A 25,027-nucleotide genomic window follows, 5' to 3' on the forward strand; every position below is an offset into this window, starting at 1 on the left:
TTCAAAAAGAGGACTGACTATGAAGTATTGCAAGACACCACAAAAGCAACGCCTGTTATTTGTATTTGCTGTAATATGTTTCTGCTCATTTTTGCTTATTGGCAGACTTGTTTATCTTATGATATACCGTGCTGATTATTATGGAAAAAAGGCAAAAGCAGTTCAGCAGAGGGAGAGAAGTATCAAGGGAAGCAGGGGCAGGATATTGGACAGGAACGGGATTGTTCTTGCCGGAAATAAATCTGTTTCGACTATCTCAGTGATACATAATCAGATTAAACAGCCGGAGAAGGTGATAAAAAAACTATCAGAAATTCTTGATATTGATGAAGGTGAGATAAGAAAAAAGGTTGAAAAGGTTTCTTCAAGAGAAAAGATAAAGTCAAATGTTGACAAGGAAATATCCGACAGGGTAAGAAATCTTGAACTTGATGGTGTTATGGTTGATGAGGATTATAAAAGAACATATCCCTTTAACAATATTGCATCTAAAGTTATAGGTTTTACGGGTGCAGATAATCAGGGGATTGTCGGGCTTGAAGTAAAGTATGACGATTATTTGAAAGGAGAAGCCGGGTATATACTTACGACTACAAATGCACGCGGCATTGAAATCGACAAGAGGGCAGAAGAGAGGATAGAGCCAAAGGCGGGCAAAGATCTTTACACAAGTATCGATATAAATATACAGAAGTTTGCCATGCAGGCAGCACTCAATGTAATGGAAGCCAAAGATGCAAAAAATGTAAAGATACTTGTTATGAATCCGAATAACGGTGAGATTTATTCCATGGTAAATGTGCCTGAATTTAATCTTAATGAACCGTATAAACTCAGTGGAAAGAATAAGACCAAAAATATAAAAGAGCTGAATAAGAAATTGAATGAGATGTGGAGAAACGGCTGTATATGCGATACATATGAGCCGGGTTCCGTGTTTAAGGTTTTTACGGCTACAGCCGCATATGAGCAGGGAGTTGTCAAGCTTACGGATACTTTTAATTGTCCCGGTTATAAATTAGTGGCAGACAGGAGAATAAGGTGTCATAAAACAACGGGGCATGGAACAGAAACTTTTGTGCAGGGAGTCCAGAATTCCTGCAATCCGGTTTTTATGGAAATCGGACAAAGGCTTGGTGTTTCTAATATGTTTAAGTATCTAAAAAAGTTTTGCATACTCGATAAGACAGGAATAGATGTTCCGGGGGAAGCGGGTACGATAATGCATAAACAAAAAAATGTCGGTGAGGTTGAGCTTGCGACCATGTCTTTTGGACAGTCGTTTCAGTTGTCTCCAATAAGGATACTTACCACGATAAGTGCCGTTATAAACGGGGGTACGATGATAACTCCACATTTTGGAGTGAGCATATCGGACACCGAAACTCAGAAAAAAACAAATATCAGATATACTTCAAAAAAGAATGTCATATCAAAAGAAACATCAGATGTTATGAAGAATGTACTGGAGACCGTTGTGTCAGAGGGCGGTGGAAAGAAAGCGGCAATAGAGGGGTATAAAGTTGGTGCAAAGACAGGAACTTCGGAAAAACTTCCAAGAAGAAGCGGAAAATATATTGCATCATGCATGGGATTTGCCCCTGCACAAAATCCGAAAGTCATAGCTTTGGTGCTGATAGATGAACCATCCGGGATTTATTATGGGGGAACTATTGCGGCACCTGTTATTTCAAAGCTGCTTGATGATATACTGCCTTATGTTGATGGAAAAGAGGATTACGGTTACAGTGGAAATTAGAGCGTGCTAAAGAATGTCTGCAGCTTACAATTTAGGGGTGACCGGAAACCTAAATAATCACGCCATGTGCAAATAGGCGTAAGAATGGAGAATTATATGACATATGTATCTGTGTTTTTTTCGATATTTGCAGCTTTTTTGGTAAGTACACTGCTTTGTCCGGTTATGATTTATGTTCTTAAGTTTTTTAATGTGAATCAGCAGATAAGAGCCGATGGCCCCAGAGGGCATCTTAAGAAAGCAGGAGTACCTACAATGGGTGGGCTTGTAATACTGATAAGTGCGGTTATAATAAATATTTTTGAAATAAGTATGAACCGTCAGATGAGTCTGCTTTTATTTGCTTTTTTAGGATTTGGTGCGATAGGCTTTTTAGATGACTATATAAAAGTTGTTTTGAAAAGGTCTCTTGGTCTTACGGTTATTCAGAAACTTGTTTTGCAAGGTGTTGTGGCATTATTGTTCTGTTATTATTATATGGTAAGGATTTCGGATGAATGTGAGATGCTTGTGCCATTTACCGGAGGAATAAGAGATGGCATTTATCTTACGATGCCTAAATGGTTGTTTTTTATTTTCATTTATATCATAATGATAGGGACGGTCAATGGTGTAAATCTGACCGATGGGCTTGACGGACTTGCGTCAAGTGTGACATTACTTATAGTGGTGTTTTTTTCTATTGCAGCATTAAAAAGCGGCAGCAGTCTTGTTTTGTCAGGCGGTTGTGTTGCGGGAGCATTGATGGGATTTTTGCTGTTCAATGTTTATCCGGCACTCGTTTTTATGGGAGATACCGGTTCGCTGGCACTTGGAGGTTTTGTTGCCGCTATGGCTGTGGAGTTGAAAATGCCTTTATATATAGCAATAGTAGGGATAATTTATTTGGCAGAGGTTTTGTCAGTAATATTGCAGGTTGTCTATTTTAAACTAAGCGGTGGAAAAAGACTGTTTAGAATGGCACCTCTGCATCACCATTTTGAACAATGCGGCTGGCGGGAGACAACGGTTGTGGCATTGTTTTCAATAGTTACGACAGTTATGTGTATAGCTGCCATATTGGATTAAAACTGATAAGAGAATGAAGAAAAGAGGATAATTATGAAATTTACAAATAAGAGAGCTTTAGTTGTAGGTACAGGAAAAAGCGGAGTCGCCGCTGTAAATTTATTAAATCATGTGGGTGCACAGGTAACCCTGCTTGAGGGAAATGCTTCGCTTTCGTCAGAAGAAATAATGAAAAGATTTCCAAAAGAAGCGGAATTTGACCTCATAATAGGAGAACTGCCGGAACAGAAAATAAACAGTATTGATTTTGTAATACTTAGTCCTGGAGTTCCGACTGACCTCCCGTTTGTGGTAAAACTTCAGGAAAACAATATACCGGTTTGGGGAGAGATAGAACTCGCATATCTTTGCGGAAAAGGAAAACTGTTTGCGATAACCGGCACAAATGGTAAGACAACAACGACGGCACTTACGGGTGAGATTATGAAAACATATTTTAAGAGTGTGTTTGTTGTCGGAAATATAGGACTTCCATATACGGAATATGCCGCAGAGATGAAAGACGAGTCAGTGACAGTTGCAGAGGTCAGCAGTTTCCAGCTTGAAACTATAAATAAGTTTCATCCTCAGATAAGTGCGATACTTAACATCACACCTGATCATTTAAACAGACATCATACTATGGAATGTTATGTCGAAACAAAAGCAAGGATTGCCAAAAATCAAAATAAAGATGAGATATGTGTTTTAAATTATGAGGATGAATACCTTAAAAAGATAGCAAAAGATATACCTGCAAAGGTATTTTGGTTTAGCAGTGAGCATATACTTGAACATGGCATATGGCTTGATGGTGAAAAGATTATGTATAATGATGGTTCAGAGACGATAGAAATCTGTACCATCCATGATATGAAACTTTTAGGAAAACATAATTATGAGAATGTTATGGCTGCCGTTGCAATAGCAATGCACGCAGGCGTGCCACTTGACTGCATAAGAAAAGCCGTAAAAGAGTTTAATGCCGTAGAGCACAGGATAGAGTATGTAAAAGAAGTAAACGGTGTTAAATATTATAATGATTCAAAGGGAACAAACCCTGATGCGGCGATAAAAGCAGTTGAAGCTATGGTAAGACCTACCGTTGTCATAGGTGGAGGCTATGATAAGGATTCATCATATGATGAATGGATAGCTTCGTTTGGAGATAAAGTAAAAGCACTTGTGCTTCTTGGACAGACAAGGGATAAGATAGCTGCTGCTGCTAAAAAAGCAGGTTTTGAGAATGTCATAATGACAGATTCATTAGAAGAAGCCGTGAAAGTAAGCAGTAAACAGGCGGTATCAGGGGATGCGGTATTATTATCACCTGCCTGTGCAAGCTGGGGAATGTTTAAAAACTTTGAGGAGCGAGGTAAGTTATTTAAGGAGTATGTCAACAGCCTGGAGTAAAGAAAAGACAACCGGACCGAGAAAAGAAAAAATTTACTCTAAATATGACTATGTACTCATTGCACTGACTATAGGAATAGCAGTCTTTGGTATAGTTATGATAAGAAGTGCCGGAGTTTACAATGCCATGCTGCTCGGCTCAGAGCTTAGATTTGTGAAGTCACAGGCGGCAGGGCTTTTGGCAGGCTGTGCAATGATGCTTTTTGTTGCAGGTTTTGATTACCATATTTTTATTAGAAAGATTTTTTCTAAAAACAAGAAAATAAGAGTAGTGCATATTTTATATGTTATTGCACTTGTTATGCAGATTGCCGTGCTTTTTATCGGTGTTGATTATAATGGTGCGAGAAGATGGCTGAAATTTGGTCCAGTCCAGTTTCAGCCATCGGAGATAACAAAGATAGTTGTCATAATATTTATATCGTATGTGGCATACATAAACAGAAGTATCTTTGACACCTTCTCAGGTTTTTTGAAAGTAATGGCATTTACAACTCCGCTTATAGCAGTGATTGCTAAAGAAAACTTAAGTTCTGCTATAGTAGTGGCAGGGATAAGTGTTGGAATGTGTTTTATAGCAAGCAATAAAAACGGATATTTTGTTGTATGTATAGTAGTTATGATGATGGCGGCAGCTCTTTATATAATTTTCGGTGATCCTTTCCGTATGGAGAGGATACAGATATGGCTTCATGTAGAGACAAATGAAAATGCACATCAGATAAAGCAGGGATTATATGCCATTGCTACAGGCGGATTGTTTGGCAACGGCATAGGAAACAGCGTGCAGAAGCTCGGATATATACCTGAGGCGTACAATGATATGATATTTTCGGTAATCTGTGAGGAACTTGGTGTTGTAGGTGCGGCGGGTGTCATTATCGCATTTATAATACTATTCTTTAAAGTTATTCAGATAGGTTATAAGGCTAAGGATATATTTGGCACGATGCTGTGTGCCGGGGTAATGCTGCAGTTGTCGATACAGGTAGTTATAAATGTTGCCGTTGTGACAAACTCGATACCGTCAACGGGAATACCGCTTCCGTTTATAAGTTACGGTGGAACATCTGCGATGATAATGATGGCGGAGATGGGAATCGTACTCGGTGTTTCAAAAAGAGAAAAGAGGTTAAACAGCTTATGAGGATACTAAAACGTTTCTTTGCAACGCTTTGCGTCGTAATTGTAATCATTTTTGTATTATATTTTTGGTTTCATATAGACACGGTTAAGATAGAGGGTGGAAGTGTATATTCTGACAGCGAAATAGAAAAAAGTGTTTTTTGCAGAAAATTTTCCGACAATGCACTGGTGTTCAGAGTGTATAACAAATTGTATGGCATAAATAAACTGCCTTTTGTCGAGGATATTGATGTAAAATATGAAAGCCATGATACTGTTGTGCTTCATATCTATGATAAAAAGATAAGCGGATGCATAAAATATATGGGGCAGTATGTATATTTCGATAAAGATGGAATAGTTCTTCAAAGTCTTTCAGAACATAAAAAAGATGTGCCGATGGTAACAGGCATAAAGTTTGGAAAATTTTCCATAGGTAAAGCATTCAGCGTAAAGGATGAAAAACTTTTTTCAAAGATAATGAATATATCGCAGCTTATAAGCCATTATAAGATAAATGTTTCAAGGATACATTCAAGCTCTGACGGTATAATGCTTTATTCGGGAAAGGTAAGGGTGTTTCTTGGAAAAAAAGATATGTATGATGATGAGCTTGCCGCTTTGTCGGATGTGTTAAAGACTACAGCAAAGAGAAATTTAAAAGGAAGTATTGATATGTCTGACTATCATTCTGGAGACAAAATCATTTTAAAGACAAATAATTAGTAGAAGAATGTAGAAATTGACAAAATTTATAATAAAAAACAATTAAAAGAACAAATTTTCTCTTGATTATTCAAAAGTTAATTAGTATTATATATCTTAGGGAAATTTGTGAGCAGATTAAGGAGGAGCAGCGTTGTTAGAGATAAAAACAAATGATTCAGAAATAACCGCTAAAATAATCGTAGTTGGTGTTGGCGGTGGCGGAAATAATGCCGTAAATAGAATGATACAAGAGGGGATAAAAGGTGTTGAGTTTATATGTATAAATACAGATAAGCAGCATCTTATGAATTGCAATTCTGCAACATGTCTCCAGATTGGAGAAAAACTTACTAAGGGTCTTGGAGCAGGGGCAAATCCCGAAGTTGGAAAAGCTGCTGCCGAGGAAAACCGTGAAGATATAACAGAGATGATAAAAGGTGCAGATATGGTATTTGTAACATGTGGTATGGGCGGTGGTACCGGAACAGGAGCAGCACCGGCGGTCGCAGAAATATCAAAGGAACTTGGTATCCTTACTGTAGGTATTGTTACAAAGCCATTTAAGTTTGAGGCAAGAAGCCGTATGAACAATGCACTTGCAGGTATAGAAAATCTTAAAAATAATGTAGATACACTTATCGTTATACCAAACGACAAACTTCTTGAGATAGTTGACAGAAGAACATCTATGCAGGATGCGTTAAGCAAAGCTGATGAAGTATTACAGCAGGGTGTTCAGGGTATTACGGATCTTATCAATGTACCGGGACTTATCAATCTTGACTTTGCAGATGTGCAGACAGTTATGAAAGATAAGGGAGTAGCACATATCGGTATTGGAACAGGTACCGGTGATGACAAATGTCTTGATGCGGTAAAACAGGCAATATCAAGTCCGCTTCTCGAGACTACTATAGAGGGTGCTTCAGATGTCATCATAAATATTGCCGGAGATGTAGGTCTTCAGGAAGCCGGAGAAGCAGCTTCATATATAGAGGAACTTACAGGCGAAAACAGTAACATTATATTTGGTGTAAGTGACGGGGCAGGCGATGACACGGTTAAGATAACTGTTATTGCAACAGGGCTTGATGAAGATAACACAGAACAGCCTAAGCAGGCAGCTTCATTTATAAAGCAACAGACACCAAAGACAAACTTTCCTACAAGAGAAGGACAGATTGCCACACCTGTAAGACCGGTGACACCGGCACCTAAACAGGTTAAGCAGACTGCTTCAGGTGTTCAGGGCAGTGCACAGTCAACGGTAAGACCAACTGTTGTTCCACAGCCGCAGCCTACATATTCAAGGGGCAGTGAAGATGGTGGAATTAAGATACCAGAATTTTTACAGCGAAAGAGATAATTGCAGTTGTAACATAAAAGAAAAATCCGGACATCATGCTTGTTCGGATTTTTTCGTCAGTATGCGTTTATGTATTGAAAGGAAAAGATTTGGATAATAAAGAGAAGATAGAGTTAAAAAGACTTAGGGTCACAATGGTGACAAAGGCATTGTTTATATTTATCGGCATAATACTTATGCAGCTTATTGCGTATATGTTATGTGTGCTTGGATATACGGTATTTGGGATTGCTCAGGGAATCGGATATGCAAGGGCACTTGCAGAGATTACAATATTAAACACAACCAAGAGTACAAATCTGATGCTTACAATATCGGCAGTTAGTGCGATACTGTCATTTATATGGTGTGCCATATTATATAAGAAATCAGGATTTCGAGCCGATAGTATGGATTACAGGAAAGTATTTTCAGTAAAAAATATAATGATGATATTTTTTACAGCCGCAGGATGCTGCATAATACTTACTTTTCTTTTGAGCGGTCTGACCGCACTTATGCCGGGAGTATTTAAAAATTATACAAAGCTTATGTCAAATTTTGAGACAGGAAACATGGCAGTGACACTTGCCTATGCAGTCTTTATAGGTCCGGTATCTGAGGAAATGATTTTCAGGGGAGCAATATTTGACAGATTTTATATCGGTTTTGACTACTGGGTGGCAAATATATTACAGGCGGCATTGTTTGGTCTTTACCATATGAATCTCGTGCAGGGATTATATGCGTTCTGTCTTGGAATAGTATTAGGGGTTATCGTAAAGGCAACAGGGAGCATACTCTGCTCAATGCTTACACATATAATTTTCAATGGGACGAGTTATATCCTGCCGATAGTGCTTGGCAGCGGCAATAATATCATAAATATAGCGGTTATGTTTGTATTGTTTGTCATAGCAGTTCTTGGGATTTTTGGGATAAAGACATTTACAGGTGCAGTGTCACATAATAACTGACAATAAATAACAAAGATTAAAATAAACAACAGGAGGCAGAATATGAAGTGGTACGATAAAGCAGTTTTTTATCATATATATCCGCTCGGACTTTGCGGATGTAAAAAAGAGAACAACGGAGAAAAGGAACAGCATTTTGACAAACTGACACAGTGGTCAGACCATGCGGCAGAACTTGGATTTACGGCAATATATATCGGACCTTTGTTTGAGTCGGAGGGACACGGATATGAGACAAGGGACTATAAACAGGTAGACTGCCGGCTGGGCACAAATGACGATTTCAAAAAGTATGTTGCACATTGCCATGAAAAAGGTATGCACATTATAGTTGACGGAGTTTTTAATCATGTCGGAAGGACATTTCCGGCTTTTCAGGATTTGCTCAAAAACCGTGAAAATTCAGCATATAAAGACTGGTTTTGCAATGTGAATTTTGGCGGAAACAATGAGTACAATGACGGATTTTCCTATGAAAACTGGGGAGGCTATAATCTATTAGTCAAGTTAAACCAGAGAAATCCTGAAGTAAAGTCGTATCTTTTTGAAGCGATAAAATTCTGGGTTGATGAATTTGACATAGATGGTATAAGACTAGATGCGGCAGATGTACTCGACTTTGATTTTATGAGAGAATTAAGAGGTTTCACATCGGGATTAAAAGAAGATTTCTGGCTTATGGGAGAAGTTATACACGGTGATTACAGCAGATGGGCAAACGGTGATATGCTTGATAGTGTTACAAATTATGAGCTGCATAAAGGTCTTTATTCGGGACACAATGACCATAATTATTTTGAAATAGCACATTCTGTAAAGAGGCTTTTAGGCATATGTGGTGACACGAGATTATATACATTTGTTGATAATCATGATGTGGAGAGGATTTATTCAAAAGTAAACAATAAAGAACATCTTTACAATATTTATATATTATTATACACTCTTTACGGTATTCCATCGGTATATTATGGCTCGGAGTTTGCTATTGAGGGAAAGAAAGAAAACGGTTCTGACTGGAATCTGCGTCCATGCCTTGAACTTGATGATTTTAAGGGTGCATATGAAAATAATGAGATAACAGCCCTGTGTGCGAAGCTTGGAAAACTTAAGAAAGATTACGAGGTGTTGAGTGCAGGTAAATATGAGGAACTTCTGCTTACGAACAGACAGTTTGCTTATTCGAGAAGTATTGATAAAAAGACTGTTATCGTGGCTTTAAATAATGACGATAACGAAGCAGTTCTTACGATAAATCCACGCACTGAGTGCATGGGTGCAAAGATTATCCTTGACGGAAACAATAAGGCAAAAAATGAGGAAGTTGAGGCGAAGGCAGAAAATGGAAATATTATAGTTAAACTTCCTGCAAATTACGGAACGATAATAGAATTATCCTGACAACGACAAAAACAATGATACAAAAATGAAAGCTGAGGTAAACGACAGATGAATTATGATACGATAAAAGAAGAAATAAAAGATATTGACATTACATTGCCGCCACCGCAGGAAGAACCGGAAAGACAGTATTATTTCATAAGGAAATTGCAACATTGGATGGAACTTAAAAAAGAAGAAAAAGGCAGAGAACTTACCTGCTGTGTAAATACATTCGGATGCCAGATGAATGCGAGGGATTCAGAGAAGATAATCGGTATCCTGATGACGATAGGATATAAGGTCGTTGAGGATGAGGACGCAGACCTTGTAATATTTAATACCTGTACCGTAAGGGAAAATGCAAATCTCAAGGTTTATGGCAGACTCGGTCAGTTAAAAAAGATTAAAAATAAAAATCCTGAAATGATAACTATGCTCTGTGGCTGCATGATGCAGGAGGAGAGTGTTGTCGAGAAGATAAAGAAAAGTTACAGAAATGTGGACATTATCTTTGGAACACACAATATATTCAAATTTGCAGAACTTCTTTCGATGAAAGTGCTTGACCGGGCAGAGTCAAAAAAAATGATAATAGATGTGTGGAAAGACACGACAGAGATAGTGGAAGAACTTCCTGTTGAGAGAAAATATCATTTTAAGAGTGGTGTAAATATTATGTTTGGCTGCAACAACTTCTGCAGCTATTGTATAGTGCCATATGTGAGGGGCAGGGAGCGGAGCAGAGAGCCTGAGGATATAATCGCCGAGATAGAGTGTCTTGTAAAAGACGGCGTTGTAGAGGTTATGCTTCTCGGTCAGAATGTAAATTCATACGGTAAAAATCTTGAAAATCCTATTTCTTTCACAGAACTTTTGAGGAGAGTTGAAAAGATAGAGGGACTTAAGAGGATTAGATTTATGACTTCCCATCCAAAGGATCTTTCAGATGAACTTATAGAGTATCTCGGTGAGTCAAAGAAAGTATGTAAGCAGATGCATCTTCCGTTACAGTCAGGAAGTGACAGGCTTTTACAGAAAATGAACCGTCATTATACAAAAGAGGGCTATCTTGAACTTGTGAGAAAGATAAGAAAAGCCGTTCCTGATATAGCACTCTCTACCGATATAATAGTAGGTTTTCCGGGAGAAACAGAAGAAGATTTTGCACAGACTATGGATGTAGTCAAAAAAGTGGAGTACGACAGTGCGTTCACTTTTATTTACAGCAAGAGAACGGGAACACCTGCTGCCGCAATGGAAGAACAGGTTGATGAGGCTGTTGTAAAGGAAAGATTTGACAGACTTCTCGCAAAGGTTCAGGAGATAGCGGCAAAGAAAGCAGCAGAGGATGTTGGAAAAGTGGAGGAAGTTCTTGTCGAGGAGATAAACGACCACGATGCCACACTTGTGACCGGAAGAACAAGCAAAAATTATCTTGTTCATTTTAAGGGGGACAAGTCACTTATAGGAAGTATAGTAGATGTAAAACTCTGCGAGAGCAAAGGATTTTACTATATCGGAGAACTTGCGTGATGGTTTTGTAATTTTAAATTAAAAAATTCAGATTAAAAAAGGAAATTTAAAATTAATGTCGAATAACTAACATAGAGGGTAACATGACACAAGATTTGTGCGTGTGCGTTTTATGTTAGTTATTTTGTTGATAGGAGGTTTCAGAGAGCATATGTATTACACAGAGGAACAGATTGAAAAAGTTCGTTCCGGAAGTGACATCGTTCAGATTATAGGAAGATATGTAAATCTGAAGCGTTCGGGCAGCGGTTATGTCGGACTGTGCCCGTTTCACAGTGAAAAAACACCGTCGTTCAGTGTAAATCCCGCAAGGCAGATGTATAAATGTTTTGGATGCGGAGTGGCAGGAAGTGTCATCACATTTGTTATGGAATATGAAAATTATACATTTCCCGAAGCGATGCAATTTCTGGCTGAACAGGCGGGTATAGAACTTCCAAAGACGGAACTGACACCTGAACAGAAAAGACAGAAAAATCTCAGGAGTACACTTGTACAGATAAATGCAAAAGCGGCAGCATATTATTATGCAAAGTTAAAGTCTCCGGGCGGAAAACAGGGGTATGACTATTTTAAAAACAGGGGACTCAGTGATGAGACGATAATGCATTTTGGACTTGGATATTCAGGTCAGGGCGGCAGAGAGCTTTATGGCTATCTTAAAAATCAGGGTTATTCTGACAGAGAGCTAAGTGAGACAGGGCTTTTTAAGATAGACGAGCATGGTGCTTATGACAAATTCTGGAACAGGGTAATGTTTCCCATAATGGATATAAACAACAGAGTCATCGGCTTTGGCGGCAGGGTCATGGGTGATGCAAAACCAAAATATCTGAACTCGCCGGAAACTATTTTGTTCAATAAAAGTAAAAATTTATTTGGTCTGAATTACGCAAAACTTGGAAAAAGAAAAAATATCATTCTCTGCGAGGGATATATGGATGTTATAGCACTGCATCAGGCAGGCTTTACAAATGCGGTGGCATCGTTGGGAACGGCATTTACTTCAGAGCAGGCAGTCATACTTAAAAGATATACCGATGAGGTGCTTCTTACATATGACAGCGATGCGGCAGGTATCAAAGCAGCATTGAGAGCGATACCGATGCTCAGGGATGCAGGAATAAACGCCAGAGTTATCCATATGGACCCGTATAAAGACCCGGATGAGTTTATAAAAGCTCTTGGAAATGAGGAGTTTGAGAAGCGGATAAATGATGCACAGAACGCATTTTTGTTTGAGATAGAGGTTCTCAGAAAAAACTATGATATAACTGATCCTGAACAAAAAACAAAGTTCGACCACGAGATGGCAAGAAAACTTCTCGTGTTTGAAGATAAGGTTCAGAGAGACAATTATATCGAGACATTATCAGCAAAATATTCAATAAAAAAAGAAGATTTGCGAGGGCTTGTCATAAAAAATGCGAATATGGCTTCAAGCAGGACAAAGAAAACATTTAGCCAGAGTGATGAATATCAGAAAAACGGCAGGAAAACTAAGGAAAAAGGAATAGAATATTCATATAAATTACTGCTTTCATGGCTTGTAGACAGCCCTGAGCTTTTTGGGAAAGTAAGCGATATCGTTGGCAGAGAAGATTTTGAGGAAGAACCGTATAAAAAGGCGGCAGAACTCTTATATGAACAGTTTGAAAAGGGTGAGGTTATTCCGGCAAGGATAGTAAATCATTTTGAGGAAGCAGACGAGCAGAAAGAGATAGCGGATATTTTTCAGACAACCTTTAAGGTCAATATGAACAGCGATGAGAAAGAGAGAGCACTCAATGAGCTGGTGTTTAAGATAAAAGAATACAGTATTGATAAAAAATTAAAAAATCTGACAGATATAACAAAACTTCAGTCGCTAATGATTGAAAAAAATAAAATTCAGAACAGAGATAAAATGCATATTTCTCTAAAAGATGGTTAGAGTATAAACGAAGTCATTTATACGGTAGATGATGAAGTTTGTTACATAAAAGAAAGGATGGAACAATATGGCAACAGAGAAGAAACCGGCTAGAAGCACAGGGAAAAAATCTGCAGCTAAGAAAGCAGAAGAAAAGAATATCGAAGAAGAAAAGAAAAAATTTCAACAGAAGCTTATTGCTTTGAAAGAGCTTGCAAAGAGCAAGAAAAATGTGCTGGAGCTTGGAGAAATCAACAATTTCCTGGCTGATGTTCAGCTTGATGAAGAAAAGACGGAAAAGGTTATCGATCTGCTTGAGGCAAGCGGTGTTGATGTACTGAGAATTTCAGATGACAAGGACGATGCCGACGATGATGCACTTATCCTTGAACTTGAGGAGAGCGGCGAAGTGCCTGACGAGGACGAGATTGAAAATATCGACCTCTCGGTGCCTGACGGAGTAAGTATTGACGATCCTGTTCGTATGTATCTTAAAGAGATAGGAAAAGTTCCGCTTCTTTCTGCTGATGAGGAAGTAGAGCTTGCAAAGCGTATGGAAAATGGTGACATAGAGGCAAAGAAAAAACTTGCAGAAGCAAACTTAAGACTTGTAGTAAGTATCGCAAAGCGTTATGTCGGCAGAGGAATGTTGTTCCTTGACCTTATTCAGGAGGGTAACTTAGGTCTTATAAAGGCAGTTGAAAAATTTGATTATAAAAAAGGATATAAGTTCAGCACATATGCTACATGGTGGATTCGCCAGGCCATAACAAGAGCCATTGCAGACCAGGCGAGAACAATCCGTATTCCGGTTCACATGGTTGAGACGATAAACAAATATGTGAGAGTGCAAAGACAGCTTCTTCAGGAACTCGGCAGAGAGCCACAGCCTGAGGAGATAGCGAAACATATGAATATGCCTGTTGACAGGGTAAGGGAAATTCAGAAAATATCGCTTGAACCGGTTTCACTTGAAACTCCTATCGGTGAGGAGGAGGACAGCCATCTTGGTGACTTTATCCAGGATGACAATGTACCTGTACCGGCAGAAGCCGCAGCGTTTACACTACTTAGAGAACAGCTTGATGAGGTGCTTGGAACTCTTACGGAGAGAGAACAGAAAGTTCTTAAACTTCGTTTTGGTCTTGAGGACGGCAGAGCGAGAACACTTGAGGAAGTAGGAAAAGAGTTCAAGGTAACAAGAGAGCGTATCCGTCAGATTGAAGCAAAAGCACTTAGAAAATTAAGACATCCTAGCCGCAGCCGTAAATTAAAGGATTATCTTGAGTAAGACAAAACTTTCTAAAAGGCTTGAAACGGTCGCATCATGTGTAAGCACGGGAGGAACTGTTGCGGATATAGGATGTGACCACGGTTTTACTTCTATTTATCTTATTGAAAATAAAATGGCAAGATGCGGGATTGCCATGGATATAAATAAAGGTCCGTTAGAAAAGGCAAAAAGCCATATAAGACAAGCGGGACTTACGGATAAGATAGAGACGAGACTTTCAAACGGTCTTGATAAACTTGAAAGCGGCGAAGCTGATACCATACTTATAAGCGGTATGGGAGGTGCTTTGATAAGAGATATTCTTATGAAAGAGAAAGACAAGACGATTAGTGCAGGTGAACTTGTTTTATCACCGCAGTCAGAAATATATCTTGTCAGAAGATGTCTTCATGAACTCGGTTTTTTCATAGATATGGAAAAGATGGTTTTTGACATGGGAAAATACTATGTTGTAATAAGGGCCGTAAGAAAAGACATGATGGAATGTTTAGGACAGCATAATAAAGAAGTTGCGGAAATAAATCATTCCGGAAGTATAAAAAATATTGATGAGACATACGATGAAGCTGATTATGTATATGGGAAATACCTGATAGCTGCAAAGAATGATGTCTTTGCTGAATTTCTGGCTAAGGAAAAAGAACGCATGGAAAAAGTGATGGCTTCACTAAAAAAAAGCGGTATGTCCGATGAAGAAATAAGTAAACAAAAGATAATTGCTGAATATGATTTATTGTTAAAGACAATATGCAGGATGCAGTAAATAAAATTTTGTGAGCGGAAAGGGATAGTGTGGATATGGTTAAAGTGACAGTTTCCGGCGTAACAAAGGAATATGAGACCGGGATTACATATGGAGAAGTTTCAAAAGATTTTAAAGATAATTGCAAATATGACATAATTTTGGCAAAACAGGGTGCAAAGCTTATCGAGTTAAATAAAAAGATAAAAACTGATTGTGAGATAGAATTTTTAGATATTTCGGACCCAAACGGTCACAAAACATATGTCAGAGGCGTAAATCTGCTGTTGCTGGATGCTTTTTACGAAGTGTGTAAGGATATGCCGCTCAAAAATGTATTTATAAAATATATGATAGGTGACAGTTGCTACTGTGAAGCAGAGGGCATTGAAATAACGGATGAAATTTTAAAAAAAGTCGAGGAAAAGATGCACGAGCTTGTTAAAAAGGATATACCTTTTGAAAAGCGTGTAGTAAGCACTCAGGAAGCATCGGATATTTTTGAAAAACACAAGATGTATGATAAAAAGAAACTGTTTGAGTATAGGAGAGTGTCAACGGCAAATATCTATTCACTTGACGGTTTTGAGGATTACTATTACGGCTATATGCCATCAGGCAGCGGATTACTTAAATATTTCACGATAGAAAAGTATGATAATGGTTTTATGGTGAATATGCCAAACCAGAAAACTCCTACGGAAGTGAAAAATCATGTTCCGAGTCCGAAGCTGTTTAAGACACTTCAGGAAGCCGGAAACTGGGGGAAAGTGGTTAATGTAAGAACTGTAGGAGCGTTAAATGAAATTGTTGCAAATGGAGGGGCATCAAACCTTATTCTTGTGCAGGAGGCATTACAGGAAAAGAAAATCGCACAGATAGCGGAAAAGATAGCCGGGGATGCGAGTAAAAAGTTTGTGATGATAGCCGGACCGTCATCATCAGGAAAAACATCATTTTCGCACAGATTATCCATTCAGCTTAGGACATTTGGCATAACACCGCATCCTATCTCGCTCGACAATTATTTCAAAAATAGGGAAGATACGCCGATAGATGAAAACGGAAACTATGATTTTGAATGTCTTGAAGCTATAGATGTGGAGCAGTTCAACAAGGATATGACTGCACTTTTAGCCGGAGAGACCGTTCAGATGCCGGTATTTAACTTTCTTACGGGACATAGGGAATACAAAGGTGATTTTCTAAAACTTGGAAAGGATGATATACTTGTGCTTGAGGGTATTCACGGCTTAAATGACAAACTTTCATATTCACTCCCGAAAGAAAGTAAGTTTAAGATATATATAAGTGCACTTACCCAGTTAAATATTGATGAGCACAATAGAATATCGACAACTGACGGCAGACTTATAAGACGAATGGTAAGAGATGCGAGAACGAGAGGTTCATCGGCAGCAAAAACCATCTCAATGTGGCCGTCGGTAAGGAGGGGGGAGGACAAATATATATTCCCGTTCCAGGAGGAAGCAGATGTGATGTTCAATTCGGCACTCATATATGAGCTTGCGGTATTAAAACCATATGCCGAAGCGATACTCTTTGGAATACCAAAGGATGCACCGGAGTATATAGAAGCAAAAAGGCTGCTTAAATTCCTTGATTATTTCCTTGCGATAAGCAGTGAGGGAATACCTAAAAATTCGCTTATGCGTGAGTTTGTGGGTGGAAGTGTTTTTAATGTTTAGATAAATGACAGAAAGGAAACGACATAATATGGCAAAGATAATTGATGGTAAGAAGATTTCACAGGAGATTAAGGATGAACTCAAGGAGAGAGTGGCTGCTCTTAAGGAAAAGGGTGTTGAGGTTACTCTTGCGGTTATTCAGGTTGGTAATAACCCGGCTTCAACTGTTTATGTTGGCAATAAGAAAAAGGCTTGTGCTTATGTTGGCATAAGATCACTTGCGTATGAACTTCCGGAGGAGACTACGGAAGCAGAGCTTCTTGAACTTGTAGAGAAGTTAAATAAAGATGACTCAGTTAATGGAATTTTGGTTCAGCTTCCACTTCCTAATCATATTGATGAGGATAAGGTTATTAAGACTATCGCACCTGAAAAAGATGTGGACGGTTTCCATCCTGAGAGTGTCGGAAGACTTAGCATAGGACAGAAAGGTTTTGTTTCATGTACACCGGCAGGTATCATTCAGCTTTTGAAGCGTTCTGATATAGAGATTGACGGTAAAGAGTGCGTTATCATAGGAAGAAGCAATATCGTAGGGAAACCTATGTCTATGCTTTTGCTTAGGGAAAACGGAACTGTTACCATCTGCCATTCACATACAAAGGATTTAAAAAAAGTTACAAAACGTGCGGATATACTTATCGTTGCGATAGGTAAGACAAAATTTGTAACTGCCGATTATATCAAAGAGGGGGCTGTTGTTATTGATGTTGGAATGGACAGAGATGAGAACGGGAAACTCTGTGGAGATGTTGATTATGCAGATGTAGAGCCAAAGGCCGGTGCGATAACACCTGTTCCGGGTGGAGTAGGTCCTATGACTATCGCAATGCTTATGCATAACTGTGTAAGCTCAGTTGAAGAATAATTATAGAAAAGAGGAATACAGTGAATATATTTTTTGTATCATTGGGATGTGATAAGAACCTTGTGGATAGTGAGATGATGATTACATCTCTTAGAAAAAACGGTTTTGTCCTTACGGATGATATTGAGGATGCGGATGTTATTGTTGTAAATACCTGTTGTTTTATAGGTGATGCAAAAGAGGAGAGCATCAACACGCTTATTGAGATGGGTGGTTACAAGGAGGGAAGATGCAAACTTCTGGTTGCAGCGGGCTGCCTTGCACAGAGGTACCACAATGAGATTAAGGAGGATATTCCTGAAGTTGACCTTATTGTCGGAACGATGGGATATGAGGATTTATCAGAAAAGATAAATGAAGCTTTAGGCGGCAAAGGAGTTTTAGAGTCTTTAAAGGACATTGATTATCTTCCGACACCGCTTACCGACAGAGACAGTATGTCAGGCGGTTACTATGCGTACTTAAAGATTGCTGAGGGATGTGACAAGTGCTGTACCTACTGCGTTATTCCAAAAGTCAGAGGTCATTACAGAAGTGTTCCAATGGATAATCTTATCGCACAGGCAAAACATCTTGTTGCAAACGGAGCAAAGGAACTTATCCTTGTCGCACAGGAGACTACCCTTTACGGTAAGGATATTTATGGCGAAAAGAGTCTGCCAAAGCTTTTAGAGGAACTTTCTAAGATTGATGAGCTTAAATGGATAAGGATATTATATTGTTATCCTGAGGAGATTACGGATGAGCTAATATCTGCGATAAAAAATCTTCCGAAAGTCTGCCATTATCTTGATATGCCTATCCAGCACGGTTCAGATGATGTGCTTAGGAGAATGGGAAGATGGACGAACAGGGAGCAGATAGAAAAAACTGTTGCAAAACTCAGAGAGGAAATCCCTGACATTGCACTTAGGACAACTCTTATAACGGGATTTCCGGGTGAAACGGAAGATGATTTTGAGCAGGTAAAAGAGTTTGTAAAGAAAATGGAGTTTGACAGGCTCGGCGTATTTACTTATTCAAGAGAAGAAGACACACCTGCGGCTGAGATGGACGGTCAGATAGACGAGGAAGTCAAAGAAGCAAGGCGTGACGAGATAATGCAGATACAGCAGGATATTGCTTTTGACAAGAGTAATTCAAGAGTGGGAGAAATATACGAGGTAATGATAGAGGGAAGACTTCCAGACGAAGGAGTATATATTGCGAGAACATATATGGATGCTCCGGATGTTGACGGATATGTTTTCATTCAGTCAGATTACAATCTTGATTCAGGCGATTTTGTTAAGGTCGAGGTAACAAGATCAGATGAGTATGACCTTATAGCCGAAATAATAGAATGAGAGGATCACAGTATGAATCTACCAAATAAAATAACAATGTTGAGAGTTATAATGATACCGTTCTTTGCATTTTTTATGCTTACGGATGTTGTCGGAAATTCTAAGTATATTGCCGTTGCAATCTTTATCATAGCATCACTTACGGATACGCTTGACGGATTTATCGCAAGGAAATACAATCTTGTGTCAAACTTCGGAAAGTTTATGGACCCGCTTGCAGATAAACTGCTTGTCAGCACGGCACTCATATGTTTTGTATCTATACCTGATAATCCTATGCCGGTATGGGGAGTTATTGTTATCATAAGCAGAGAGTTTATCATAAGTGGTTTCAGACTTGTTGCCGCAAATGAGGGCATTGTGCTCGCTGCAAGCTGGTGGGGCAAGATTAAGACCACTGTCCAGATGGTGATGTCAGTGCTCCTTATTGTGAATTTTGACGGTGAAGTGATAGATATTATCGAAAATATATTTATCTATGCGGCTATCGCTCTGACGGTAATATCACTTGTGGATTATCTCATTAAGAACTGGAAAGTTCTTGACGACGGAAAAATGTGATACAGAAAGGCTGACAAAAGATGGATAAAGTAATAGTTGTCGGAGGAGGAGCAGCAGGAATTATGGCTGCTATATCTGCCGCAGAGTCGGGAGATAGTGTGCTTCTTATCGAAAAGAACGAAAAACTTGGAAAAAAAGTTTATATCACCGGCAAGGGAAGATGTAATATAACAAATGACAGCGATGTTGAAAATCTGCTGAAAAATGTAAGGTCAAATCCAAAGTTTTTATACAGTGCTTTTTATACATTTGACAGTTACCGCATGATGGACTTTTTAGAAAGCGAAGGACTTAAGATAAAGACTGAACGCGGAAACAGGGTTTTTCCGGAGTCTGATAAGTCATCTGATGTGATAAGGACACTGAAAAAAGCACTTGAAAAAAGAAAAGTAAAGATACTTTTAAATACAAAGGTAAATAAAATAGATATTAAAGACGGTATATGCAAAGGTGTAGAAGTACAGTCGGGCAGCAGGAGTGAAAATTATACGGCTGATAAAGTTATAGTTGCGACAGGCGGCTGTTCTTACCAGTCAACAGGCTCGACCGGGGACGGCTATAAATTTGCAAAAGATGCAGACATAAAGGTGACAAAATGTTATCCGTCACTTGTGCCGTTTAATATTGACTCTGATATACCAAAGAGATTGCAAGGGCTTTCACTTAGAAATGTGAAAATGACGATTACCGATAAAGGCAGGGCTGTATATGAGGAACTTGGCGAGATGCTGTTTACGCATTTTGGCGTGAGCGGACCACTTGTACTTAGTGCGAGTACACTTGTTGCAGGTAAGGATATGTCTGATGTAAAGATAAGTATAGACTTAAAACCTGCTTTGTCAAATGAACAGCTTGATGAGAGGATACTCAGAGATTTTTCCGAAAATAAAAACAGTTATTTTAAGAACAGTCTGTCAAGACTTCTGCCGTCAAAACTGATTCCGGTGATAGTGGAACTTTCAGGTATTGATGAGCAGAAACAGGTAAATAACATAACAAAAGAAGAAAGACATAAGCTAGTCAGTCTTTTAAAGGGAGTGACATTTAAAATAGACAGTCTGCGTGGATTTAATGAAGCCATAATAACAAAAGGCGGTGTGTCGGTTAAGGAGATAAATCCGGGGACTATGGAATCAAAGAAAGTTAAGGGTCTTTTCTTTGCCGGAGAGGTTCTTGATCTCGATGCGGTCACGGGAGGATACAATCTTCAGATAGCATGGTCAACAGGGTATCTTGCAGGAATGAACTGAAATTCTTCGTTTAGAAGATTTCGAGAGCACATAACAGGACAACGGAGGGAAATATGTATAATATAGCAATAGACGGACCGGCAGGAGCCGGAAAAAGTACGATAGCAAAAAAGGCGGCAAAAAAACTTGATTTTATCTATGTTGACACGGGAGCTATGTATAGGGCAATAGCACTTTATTTTATAAGAGCCGGTGTGAAAGCCGAGGATGAAAAGACAATAAGTGAAAAATGTGTGGATATTGATGTTTCGATAGATTATGTTGACGGTGCACAGCAGGTTATCTTAAACGGAGAAAATGTAAATGACTTTATCAGAACAGAACAGGTCAGCATGATGACTTCAAATATATCAAAATATCCTGCTGTAAGAGAAAAACTCTTAAATCTCCAGAGACAGCTTGCTGCACAGAAAAATGTCATAATGGACGGCAGGGACATAGGAACATGTGTACTGCCTGATGCGAAGACAAAGATATTCCTTACGGCGAGTGCGAAAGAGAGAGCGAGAAGAAGATATAAAGAGCAGGTTGAAAGAGGAATAGAGTGTGACATCGACCAGATAGAGAAAGATATAATAGCAAGGGACGAGCAGGATATGAACAGGAAGACAGCACCTTTAAAGCAGGCTGAGGATGCCGTGCTTATCGACTCGTCTGATATGAGCATTGAGCAGGTGGTTGATGCGATAATTGAAACATTTGAAGCTACAGCTCATTCGCAAGCTTGACATTTGCTGTCAAGCTATGCGCCAATGACTGAATTTTATGGGATTACAGCCCCATGCATCGAAGATGCATTTATAATGGGCTGTAATCGTTACTGGTCGCACTGTAGGTGTGAACAGTAAACTTTTGAAGCTACAAAATAAAATCATCGGAGAATGTGCTTTCAGGTTATGTTAAGAAAAGCCATTGTCACGGATAAAAGGGAGCGATATGAGAGAAGTTACAACTGCAAAGAGTGCAGGATTTTGTTTCGGAGTCAGGCGTGCCGTTGACATGGTATATGCTGAGGCTAAGAAAGATAACAGGGTATTTACACTCGGACCTATCATTCACAATGAGCAGGTAGTAAAAGATTTAGAAAAAAAAGGTGTAAAAGTCATAGATTCTGTTAATGATATAAGTGAAAAAGAAAATACAACTATAATAATACGTTCACACGGAGTGCCGCAGAATGTCATAAATGCACTTAAAGAAAAAAAAGTAAATATCGTTGATGCGACCTGTCCTTTTGTGTCAAAGATACACAAAATAGTAAAGCAGGCATCTGAGGATGGGAAAACGGTTGTGATTGTCGGAAGTGATAATCATCCTGAAGTAGAGGGGATAAAAGGCTGGTGCGTCAGCAAACCGATAGTTATAGAAAGTGCTTCGGAGGCTGAAAAACTAGACAATTTCGGCGGCAAAAAATTGTGTATTGTGTCACAAACGACATTTAATTACAAGAAATTCAAAGATATAGTTGATATTTTATCCAAAAAGAGTTATGATATAGATGTTATGAATACAATTTGCAACGCTACCGAAGAGCGTCAGACAGAAGCGGGTACTATTGCGAGGCAATCCGACGCGATGTTAGTAATAGGTGGAAAACATAGTTCAAACACCCAGAAACTTTATGAAATTTGTAGAAAAGAGTGTGAGAACACATATTTTATACAGACACTTGATGACCTGGATTTGAAGCAATTTCAATCTTTTCGTAGCGTGGGTATTACTGCCGGGGCTTCAACCCCAAATAATATTATTAAGGAGGTTCAATCATATGTCAGAAATGAATAATGAATTTGAACAATTATTGGAAGAATCATTAGTAACAATCCACAATGGAGAGATTGTAGAAGGGACAGTTATCAGCGTTAAGGAAGATGAGATCATCTTAAATATCGGTTATAAGGCTGACGGTATCATTACAAGAAATGAATACAGCAATCAGTCAGGCATCGACCTTAGAGAAGTTGTTAAAGAGGGCGACAAGATGAAAGCTAAAGTTCTTAAAGTAAACGACGGTGAGGGACAGGTTCTTCTCACATACAAGCGTTTAGCTATGGAGCAGAGTAATGAGCACATCAGAGAAGCTTTCGAGAACCACACTGTATTAAAGGCAACTGTAACAGATGTATTAACAGGTGGATTAAGTGTTGTTGTTGAAGAGACAAAGGTATTTATCCCTGCAAGTCTTGTATCAGACACATACGAGAAAGATCTTTCAAAGTATGCAGGACAGGAAATAGAGTTTGTTATCAGTGAGTTCAATCCTAAGAAGAGAAGAATCATCGGTGACAGAAAGCAGCTTTTAGTTGCAGAAAAGAAGAAACTTCAGGAAGAATTATTCGCAAGAATCCATGTTGGAGATGTTGTAGAAGGAACAGTTAAGAATCTTACAGACTTTGGTGCATTTATTGATTTAGGCGGAGCAGACGGACTTCTCCATATCTCAGAAATGTCATGGGGTCGTGTTGAGAATCCTAGAAAAGTATTTAATGTCGGAGACAAGACAAAAGTTCTTATCAAAGACATCAAGGATGATAAGATTGCACTCAGCCTTAAGTTTGAGGATCAGAACCCTTGGTTAAACGCTGCTGATAAGTACAGCGTAGGTTCTGTTGTGAAAGGCAAAGTTGCAAGAATGGCTGATTTCGGTGCTTTTGTTGAGCTTGAGCCGGGAGTTGATGCATTACTCCATGTTTCACAGATTTCAAGAGAGCATGTAGATAAGCCTTCAGATGTATTAAAGGTTGGTCAGGAAGTAGAAGCAAAGGTTGTTGACTTTAATTCAGAAGACCATAAGATCAGCTTAAGTATAAAAGCTCTTTTAAATGACAATGATCAGGAAGAAGAGGAAGTAACTGAGTAATCAGAACACAGGATGTTCTTGGAAGCGCCAGTCCGTTTGTTCGGATTGGCGTTTTTGATTAAGGAGGGACGAGAGAATGGGCGATTATGAAAAGTTTAAAGAAAAAGTATATCAGCTTACGAAGATTGATCTTAGCAGTTACAAAGAAAGACAGATGAAAAGGCGTATTGATTCGTTGATAACAAAAAATAAGATAAAAAGTTATGATGAATATATAGAAGCTATCAAATCAGATAAAAAAATGCTCGATGATTTTGTTACCTATCTTACGATAAATGTATCAGAGTTTTATCGTAATCCTGAGCAGTGGAAACTTCTTGAAAACGAGATACTTCCATACCTTTTCGAGCGTTTTGGAAATAATCTCAAGATATGGAGTGCGGCGTGTTCAACGGGAGATGAACCATATACGCTTGTAATGCTTCTCTCAAAATTTATACCTTTAAATAAAATAAAGGTCATAGCAACCGATCTTGACAGGGTTGTTCTTGAAAAAGCTCATATTGGATTGTATGATGAAAAGAGTCTTAAGGGACTTCCAAAAGAATATATCACGAAATATTTTACTAAAGTCGGTACAAAAAGTTATCAGATTTCGGATGATATAAAGAAATGCGTAGAATTTAAACAACACAACCTTTTAAAGGATACATATCCTTCAGATTGCAATATGATAATCTGCAGAAATGTGATGATTTATTTTACGGAGGAAGCTAAGGCGGAAATATATAAAAAGTTTAATGCGTCTCTAAAAAGTGACGGCATATTGTTTGTTGGAAGTACAGAGCAGATAATATCACCTGGAGATTCAGGCTTTTCTACATATAAATCATTTTTCTATAAAAAGGCAGCCAGGTAGCAGGCTGCTTTTTGTTATGTTTGTTTTTGTATGCGGTCAGTGAAGATAGTTGACAGGCTTTTTGTAACAGTTCAGCCTTGCATTTAATAAATTCATAAACCTGCCAGCAAGCTGTCAGCCGCTGCTACGCAGCTTATGTTTATTTCATTTATAAATGAAAGGCTATTCCCCCCCAAAAAACAAGCCAATAATACATCGAGCAAGCTCGTGTATTATTGACTTATCTTTTTTTTGGCTGAACTGTTACGGCTTTTTGTCGGTTTTGCTGTTTTAACTTGCACTATTTTAAGTTTTTTAGTAAAATGAAAATTGTGTATAAAAATCTGATTATAAAAA

At 38.6% G+C, this 25,027-nt stretch carries 21 protein-coding genes; all 21 read left to right on the top strand.

The genetic code is table 11. From position 1 onward, the window contains the following. Positions 1-19 precede the first annotated feature (19 nt). Positions 20-1,759: a penicillin-binding transpeptidase domain-containing protein gene (locus tag DW721_RS02820; RefSeq protein ID WP_118744725.1), complete on the top strand. Its 1,740-nt coding sequence runs from the start codon at positions 20-22 to the stop codon at positions 1,757-1,759. A 96-nt stretch (positions 1,760-1,855) separates the two neighbouring features. Then, positions 1,856-2,827, top strand: coding sequence for a phospho-N-acetylmuramoyl-pentapeptide-transferase (gene mraY / locus DW721_RS02825; RefSeq protein WP_022014573.1), 972 nt, complete (start codon positions 1,856-1,858; stop codon positions 2,825-2,827). 33 nt (positions 2,828-2,860) lie between these two features. Further along, positions 2,861-4,219, top strand: coding sequence for a UDP-N-acetylmuramoyl-L-alanine--D-glutamate ligase (gene murD, locus DW721_RS02830; protein ID WP_118744726.1), 1,359 nt, complete (start codon positions 2,861-2,863; stop codon positions 4,217-4,219). Continuing rightward, complete coding sequence (locus tag DW721_RS02835; RefSeq protein ID WP_022014575.1) at positions 4,200-5,366, top strand: FtsW/RodA/SpoVE family cell cycle protein; 1,167 nt, start codon at positions 4,200-4,202, stop codon at positions 5,364-5,366. The genes murD and DW721_RS02835 overlap by 20 nt, the downstream gene beginning before the upstream one ends. Then, positions 5,363-6,070, top strand: coding sequence for a cell division protein FtsQ/DivIB (locus tag DW721_RS02840; RefSeq protein WP_118498401.1), 708 nt, complete (start codon positions 5,363-5,365; stop codon positions 6,068-6,070). The genes DW721_RS02835 and DW721_RS02840 overlap by 4 nt, the downstream gene beginning before the upstream one ends. 133 nt (positions 6,071-6,203) lie before the next feature. Then, entirely contained in the window at positions 6,204-7,418 is a 1,215-nt protein-coding gene (gene ftsZ / locus DW721_RS02845) for a cell division protein FtsZ (RefSeq protein ID WP_118744727.1), read from the top strand. 89 nt (positions 7,419-7,507) lie between these two features. After that, a complete protein-coding gene (locus tag DW721_RS02850) occupies positions 7,508-8,374 on the top strand; it encodes a type II CAAX endopeptidase family protein (protein WP_182431412.1) in 867 nt (288 codons plus the stop codon). 42 nt (positions 8,375-8,416) lie between these two features. Then, a complete protein-coding gene (locus DW721_RS02855; protein ID WP_118744728.1) occupies positions 8,417-9,775 on the top strand; it encodes an alpha-amylase family glycosyl hydrolase in 1,359 nt (452 codons plus the stop codon). Between the two features lie 48 nt (positions 9,776-9,823). Next, positions 9,824-11,290, top strand: coding sequence for a tRNA (N6-isopentenyl adenosine(37)-C2)-methylthiotransferase MiaB (gene miaB, locus DW721_RS02860; RefSeq protein WP_118744729.1), 1,467 nt, complete (start codon positions 9,824-9,826; stop codon positions 11,288-11,290). Between the two features lie 151 nt (positions 11,291-11,441). Beyond that, positions 11,442-13,223, top strand: coding sequence for a DNA primase (gene dnaG / locus DW721_RS02865; protein ID WP_118744730.1), 1,782 nt, complete (start codon positions 11,442-11,444; stop codon positions 13,221-13,223). Positions 13,224-13,362: 139 nt separating this feature from the next. Further along, complete coding sequence (gene rpoD / locus DW721_RS02870) at positions 13,363-14,493, top strand: RNA polymerase sigma factor RpoD (RefSeq protein ID WP_055945552.1); 1,131 nt, start codon at positions 13,363-13,365, stop codon at positions 14,491-14,493. Next, the gene (locus DW721_RS02875) at positions 14,486-15,259 is read left to right on the top strand and encodes a class I SAM-dependent methyltransferase (protein ID WP_055943370.1); all 774 of its coding nucleotides are present in this window, start codon (positions 14,486-14,488) and stop codon (positions 15,257-15,259) included. Before rpoD ends, DW721_RS02875 begins: the two co-directional genes overlap by 8 nt. Positions 15,260-15,294: 35 nt before the next feature. Further along, positions 15,295-16,947, top strand: coding sequence for a nucleoside kinase (locus tag DW721_RS02880; protein WP_118744844.1), 1,653 nt, complete (start codon positions 15,295-15,297; stop codon positions 16,945-16,947). A gap of 28 nt (positions 16,948-16,975) precedes the next feature. Further along, complete coding sequence (gene folD, locus DW721_RS02885) at positions 16,976-17,815, top strand: bifunctional methylenetetrahydrofolate dehydrogenase/methenyltetrahydrofolate cyclohydrolase FolD (RefSeq protein WP_118744731.1); 840 nt, start codon at positions 16,976-16,978, stop codon at positions 17,813-17,815. A gap of 20 nt (positions 17,816-17,835) precedes the next feature. Further along, entirely contained in the window at positions 17,836-19,161 is a 1,326-nt protein-coding gene (gene rimO, locus DW721_RS02890; protein WP_022014586.1) for a 30S ribosomal protein S12 methylthiotransferase RimO, read from the top strand. A 12-nt stretch (positions 19,162-19,173) separates the two neighbouring features. Continuing rightward, positions 19,174-19,722 carry a CDP-diacylglycerol--glycerol-3-phosphate 3-phosphatidyltransferase gene (gene pgsA / locus DW721_RS02895; protein WP_118744732.1) on the top strand — a complete coding sequence of 183 codons (549 nt, stop codon included), beginning with the start codon at positions 19,174-19,176 and terminating at the stop codon, positions 19,720-19,722. A 20-nt stretch (positions 19,723-19,742) separates the two neighbouring features. Further along, complete coding sequence (locus tag DW721_RS02900; RefSeq protein WP_118744733.1) at positions 19,743-20,972, top strand: NAD(P)/FAD-dependent oxidoreductase; 1,230 nt, start codon at positions 19,743-19,745, stop codon at positions 20,970-20,972. Positions 20,973-21,025: 53 nt separating this feature from the next. After that, entirely contained in the window at positions 21,026-21,700 is a 675-nt protein-coding gene (cmk, locus tag DW721_RS02905) for a (d)CMP kinase (RefSeq protein WP_022014589.1), read from the top strand. Between the two features lie 208 nt (positions 21,701-21,908). After that, on the top strand, positions 21,909-22,757 hold the full coding sequence (gene ispH, locus DW721_RS02910; RefSeq protein ID WP_022014590.1) for a 4-hydroxy-3-methylbut-2-enyl diphosphate reductase: 849 nt from the start codon (positions 21,909-21,911) through the stop codon (positions 22,755-22,757). Then, positions 22,741-23,832 carry a 30S ribosomal protein S1 gene (gene rpsA, locus DW721_RS02915; RefSeq protein ID WP_055943358.1) on the top strand — a complete coding sequence of 364 codons (1,092 nt, stop codon included), beginning with the start codon at positions 22,741-22,743 and terminating at the stop codon, positions 23,830-23,832. Before ispH ends, rpsA begins: the two co-directional genes overlap by 17 nt. Before the next feature lie 76 nt (positions 23,833-23,908). Continuing rightward, on the top strand, positions 23,909-24,691 hold the full coding sequence (locus tag DW721_RS02920) for a protein-glutamate O-methyltransferase CheR (RefSeq protein ID WP_118744734.1): 783 nt from the start codon (positions 23,909-23,911) through the stop codon (positions 24,689-24,691). Positions 24,692-25,027: the final 336 nt, after the last annotated feature.

Origin of the sequence: Clostridium sp. AM27-31LB (assembly GCF_003480745.1) — a bacterium.
Taxonomy (GTDB): Bacteria; Bacillota; Clostridia; order Lachnospirales; family Lachnospiraceae; genus Butyribacter; species Butyribacter intestini.